Here is a 5,272-nt window from a genome sequence, read left to right as displayed (position 1 = left end):
CGCCGCGCCCCCTCCGCGGGCGTGGTCATCCGGGGAAAAGCGGGGGGGGGGTGTGTGCCCACCCGGGCCCGTTGATCCCCTAGTCACCCACACACCCCCTCAAGCCTCTCGGGCCACCTTGCTGTGCTGACCGGTCCGCTCATCCGGGACTGTGTGGATTTCTGGTCGTCCAACGCACCGAAATCCACACAGTCGGCGCCCGAGGTCTGGTCGCGCGAAGTCACTGGCCCGTTCCGCGACACTCCACGTTTGCCCTACCCGTCGACAGGCAGCCTGTCACTCGGAAGGCGTCACCCGGCGAGCACGCCGCTGACCTCGTTCGGCGTACCCGGAAGCGCGCCGGTCACGGTCTTGGTGCCGGAGGCGAGATCGACCGCGTGGATCTCCTTCTTGCCGGGATCGGTCACGTAGGCCGTCCCGCCCCGGACGAAGATCGCCGGGCGCGGCTGCTGCCACTCGAGCGGTTCCTGCCACGAACCGAGTACGGCGATCTTCCGCGTCACCACACCCGAAACCGGGTCGATCACATAGATCTGGCCGTCGGTGCCCAGCACCAACGCCTCGCCTTGAGGCCCACGGGCCAGCGACCGGAACGTGTAGCTGGTCCCGAGGTCGACGTGCTTGAACGTGGCCTTCTCCGTGTCGATCAGCGTGACACGGTTCGAGCGTTCGAGCTCGGCGTCCTTGTCGACCTTGTAGTCGCCCAAGGTGATCGGAGAGACGTCCGAGCCTGCCTGGTTGCCGATCCTCCCGTAGGCGTCCGGGCTGGTCACCTTGGTGATGACACCATCGCGGTAGATCAGCACACCGGTTTCGCAGCCGACCACGACCGCTTCGCCACGCGCGGCGGCTTCACCGTGCACGCCCGGGCACTGCTCGTTGCGCGCGATCTCCTTCTTGTCCTTGTCCAGCACTACGATCCCGGACCGCTTGTCCTTGTTCCCGACCGTGGTGACCAGTTCGCCGTTCGCGAGTTCGACGGCCACGCCGTGATGCGCTTCCGGCGTCTTGTGCTTCGGCGAAGGCAAGGCCGCGGTGCCGATCGTCTTCGGATCGAACACCGTCACCTCGCCAGTCCCGTCGGCGAACAGCACCGTCTTGCCGGCGTGCCGGACGACGTGTCCCGGCTTGCTGGCCTTCACCTCGTTGTCCGTCAGCACGGCGCCGACGGCGTCGAGCACGCGGAACCCGGTGGACGTCGAGACCATGAGATGCCGGTCGTTCCCGGCCGGATTGAGCCGGTTGAAGCCCTCCAGCGGGAGATTTTTCGCCACCTTCAAGGTCTTTCCGTCGAGCAGGAGGATTCCGCCGTCATAGGTGACGGCCACCGGGTCCGCGATGACGGGCGCCGCGTCCTTCCGGGCTTCCGCCGCGGGCTGCTCGGTCGCGCAGGCGGCGAGCGCGAGTGTGCTCACCGTCGTCGCCATCAGCGCGACGTATCGGGTGGTTCGTGCCATTTCCTTGTGCCTTTCGTCTGTTCCGGTCAGGAACGGGTCAAACCGGTGGTGATCGATTCGGTGTTGGCGCGCATCATTTCCAGGTAGGTGGCCGCGCCCTGGCCCGGTTCGCTGAGCGATTCCGAGAACAGCGGGGTCACCGCGACGTGCAGCCCGGCCTGTTCGGCCAGGACCCGTGCGAGCCGGTCCGGCTGCGAGGAATCGGCGAAGACGACCGGCACGCCAGCCGCGCGGACGACGTCGGCGAGTTCCTTCAGATCCGAGGAACTGGGCGAAGCGAGGGTGGTTCCGCCGGGAATCACCGCACCGACCACTTCGAACCCGTACCGCTGGGCCAGGTACCCGAACACGTGGTGATTGGTGACGAGTTTCCTGCGCTCGGGCGGGATCCCGCCGAACTTTCCGGTCATCATCTTGTCGAGTGCGTCGATCTCCCCGCGATAGCGTTCGGCGTTGGCCCGGATCACCGCTTCGTCGACGCCGCCGACGTGGGCGACCACCTCGTCGGCGATCGCCTTCACCACGTCGCGTACCCGGGCGGGATCCGTCCAGAAATGGGGATCCGGTTTGTTTCCCGAGTAGCTGATCGGATTCGCCCGGTCTCCCGCGGGCAGTGCCGGCACACCGTTCTCTTCGGCGGTGCGGACCGTGCGTAACATGCCCTCTTCGAGCCCGAGCCCGTTGTAGACGATCAGACCGGCGCGTTCGACCTGCGCCGCCTGCTGCGCGGAAATGCCGAAGGAATGCGGGTCGGCGTTCGGCTTCATCAGGACGGTCACCTCGGCCTGATCACCGACGACGGCGCGCGTGATGTCGCCGAGGATGTTCGTGGTCACGACGACCGAGGTGCTGTTTCCGCCACTTCCGGAGCATCCGGCCGCCGTCAGCAGCGCCGCGACGCACAGGGCGAGTACCCGCCGCCTCATCGGCCGGTCTCCACGACGTGGCCTGCCTTGCCGCCGACCTTCAACGTCCTGGCGCGACGAAGATTGTCGTTGTAGTCGATCTCGTACACGTCCGCGGAGAGCGGGTTGTTGACGTAGGCGCGGGTCGTGTCGACCTGGATGGAGACGCCGTCGGTCCCGGCCGCTTCCGGTGCCAGCAGCGGGATCGCCGCCTGTTCCTTTCCCGTGCCGTCGAAGGAACGCAGCGTTCCGTCCCGGGTCAAGGCCAGCAGCGAACCGCCCTCCCCCACGGCGTTCACCGCGGCGACCGGCCCGGTTTCGACGTGCTGCCAGCTGCGACGGCCGACATCGAGGAACCACACGGCCGTCTCCCCCGCCCGTGCCGCGAGCGTCGCGGCGCCCGGCCGGTGGAAGAAGGCGGTGGCGCGTTCCTGTGTCGTGACATCGCGCGGGTACGGGATCTTCGACCCCGTGAAAACACCGTCCTTTTCGGTCACGAGCAACGCGCCGTCCGCGCAACCGAACACGACCCCTCGCCGGGTCACCGCCTGCCCTTGCAAATCCGGACACGGCTCAGGGATCTCCGCCAAGGCCTTGCCCTGACGGTCGTGAACGCGCACTCCACGGGCCAGCGGCCGTCCGGCGTCCGCCACCGAAGCGAGGATGTGCCCGCCGTACGGAACCGCGACACCGGCGTGCGGGTCACGCGTGATCTTTCCCAGTTCGACCAAGGAGCCCTTGTCGAGCTGGGCCCGGTCGAGCAACGTCGTCGTACCGTCCGCATAGGACAGTGCCGAAACGGCGGGATCGCTGTACACCGAGGAAGGTTGTTTACCCGGCGCCATACCGACGTCCCGGACTTTGGCCCGGTAGTAGTGGACGTGGTCACCGTGGTCGACCATCCAGGCACCGCTGTCGATCACGCGGACCGTCCCGTCGCGCGCAGTCAGGTAGCCGAAGCGGCCGTCACCGGTCAGGGCATGCACTCCGTCGACTCGCCCGGTTTCGTGCACCTCCTCGGTGATCAGGTCCACCACACGCACGGCACCCGTTTCGGTGTCGGCGACGATCAGCCGCGACTGGGCCTCGGCCGCCTCTTCCGCACCTTCGACGTAGCCGTGCGGGACCCCCGCGGGCGCCTCCTTCGGCTGCTCCCCGCCGCACGCCGCCAAGGTCAGCGCCGCGACGACCGCCGTCACTGCTTTCAGTTTCATCGTGAGCTCTCGATCTCCGGTGTCAGGGGACGGAATCGCTGTCGTACGAACGACAAGAGGGCGGAAAGGAAGAACAACAGGACCGCGCCGGCGGCGATGGTCGCGCCCGCCGCGGTGCCCCAATGCCAGGACACGAGCAGGCCGCCGACCGTGGCGGCGATGCCGAGCAGCGCCGCGACGAGCATGATCGTGGTGATCCGCCGGGACCAGAACAACGCCGCCGCGGCAGGGGCGATGAGCAGCCCGAACACCAGCAGCGTCCCCACCACGCGGAACGACGCGACGATCGTCAGGGTGACCAGCCCGAGCAGCACCGCGTTGGCCAGGCGTGGCCGAAGACCCAGTGTGTGCGCCTTCCGGACGTCGAAGGTGAGCGCGGTGAACGAGCGATGCCCCAGCAGAGCGACCACTCCCACGACGACCAGGGTGATCACGAGACCGACCAGGTCACCGGAGCCGACGGCGAGCACGTCACCGAAGAGGAATCCGGTGAGATCGACCGCGAACGACCGTGAATGCGACACGATGATCACGCCGCTCGCGAGCATTCCGACGAAGAGCAGCCCGATCGTGGTGTCCTCGGACAGCCGCCGTGAACGTCCGAGGGCCGTGACGCCGAGCGCCATCACCCCGGCGCTGATCGCGGCGCCGATCAGCAGGTTCACGCCGGTCAGCGAGGCGATCGCCACGCCGGGCAGCATCCCGTGCGACATGGCGTCCCCGATGAAGGCCATGCCGCGCAACACCACCCAGGTCCCGACGACGGCGCACACCGCCGAAACGAGCACTCCCGCCACCAGCGCACGCTGCACGAACGACACCTCGAAGGGGATCAGCAACCACTCCACCCGTCACACTATAGTGGTAATGATTGTCATTATCTAAAGGAGGCTGGGCATGACCCCGGACACAGCGGCGCTCAAGATCGATCGCGCACACGCCCACTACGGGCCCCGTGAGGTGTTGCGCGGGATCACCGCCGAGTTGCCCTCGGCACGGCTCACCGCGATCGCCGGCCCGAACGGCGCCGGCAAGTCGTCACTGCTCAACCTCGTCGCCGGCGTACTGCCACCGACCAGCGGCTCGATGACCCGCCGCGACCCGGGCCGCGTCGCCTACGTGACCCAGCAGAGCGAGGTTTCCCAGTCGCTGCCGATCACCGTGCGCGCCACCGTCACGATGGGGCGCTGGGCGCACCGCGGGCACTGGCGACGACTGTCCAAGATGGACCGGAAGATCGTCGAAGAGTGCTTGGAGCGACTGGACATCACCTCGATAGCGGATCGGCTGATCGGCACCCTCTCCGGCGGGCAGCGGCAACGGGCACTGGTGGCGCAGGGATTGGCCCAGCGAGCCGGACTGCTGCTGCTCGACGAGCCGTCGGCAGGTCTGGATCTGCACGCCCGCGGCCTGATCGACGAAGCACTCCACACCACCCTCGCCGAGGGCACGACGGTCGTGCGCGTCACGCACGACCTCGAAGTGGCGGGCCGAGCCGATCACTGCCTTCTGCTCCAGGACGGGCGCCTCGTCGGGGACGGCCCTCCAACCTCGGTGCTGACACCGGAAAGCGTGTCCGCCGCCTGGGGCCTGCGAACCCGCATTTATTGAGGGGTAAGGCAAATGTGGCGTGTACCTGGCCTGCCCACCTGCCGGTTCGGGGTGTTGCGAAAGCCACGTTCGCAACGGTCAACGT

5 protein-coding genes are annotated in these 5,272 nt (G+C 67.8%); 1 reads left to right on the top strand and 4 read right to left on the bottom strand.

Annotated features, from left to right (window positions below):
• Positions 1-290: 290 nt before the first annotated feature.
• Genes aztD through aztB form a run of 4 tightly spaced genes read right to left on the bottom strand, consistent with a single transcriptional unit; the run spans position 291 to position 4,424 of the window.
• Positions 291-1,457 (bottom strand): zinc metallochaperone AztD, encoded by a 1,167-nt coding sequence (aztD, locus tag ACFWMR_RS22920; protein ID WP_378379807.1) that lies wholly within the window; start codon positions 1,455-1,457, stop codon positions 291-293.
• 26 nt (positions 1,458-1,483) lie between these two features.
• Positions 1,484-2,383, bottom strand: coding sequence for a zinc ABC transporter substrate-binding protein AztC (aztC, locus tag ACFWMR_RS22915; RefSeq protein ID WP_093937400.1), 900 nt, complete (start codon positions 2,381-2,383; stop codon positions 1,484-1,486).
• Positions 2,380-3,576, bottom strand: a complete 1,197-nt coding sequence (locus ACFWMR_RS22910; RefSeq protein ID WP_378379806.1) for a hypothetical protein — start codon at positions 3,574-3,576, stop codon at positions 2,380-2,382. The genes aztC and ACFWMR_RS22910 overlap by 4 nt, the downstream gene beginning before the upstream one ends.
• On the bottom strand, positions 3,573-4,424 hold the full coding sequence (gene aztB, locus ACFWMR_RS22905; protein WP_378279357.1) for a zinc ABC transporter permease AztB: 852 nt from the start codon (positions 4,422-4,424) through the stop codon (positions 3,573-3,575). The genes ACFWMR_RS22910 and aztB overlap by 4 nt, the downstream gene beginning before the upstream one ends.
• A 49-nt stretch (positions 4,425-4,473) precedes the next feature.
• Between aztB and aztA the strand changes: the two genes are divergently transcribed.
• Positions 4,474-5,187, top strand: coding sequence for a zinc ABC transporter ATP-binding protein AztA (gene aztA / locus ACFWMR_RS22900; protein ID WP_378379805.1), 714 nt, complete (start codon positions 4,474-4,476; stop codon positions 5,185-5,187).
• Positions 5,188-5,272: the final 85 nt, after the last annotated feature.

It is taken from the genome of Amycolatopsis thailandensis (genome assembly GCF_042723255.1).
Lineage (GTDB): Bacteria > Actinomycetota > Actinomycetes > Mycobacteriales > Pseudonocardiaceae > Amycolatopsis > Amycolatopsis thailandensis.
The sequence above is the reverse complement of the archived record's forward strand: the minus strand, read 5'-3'. Positions and strand labels throughout refer to the sequence as shown.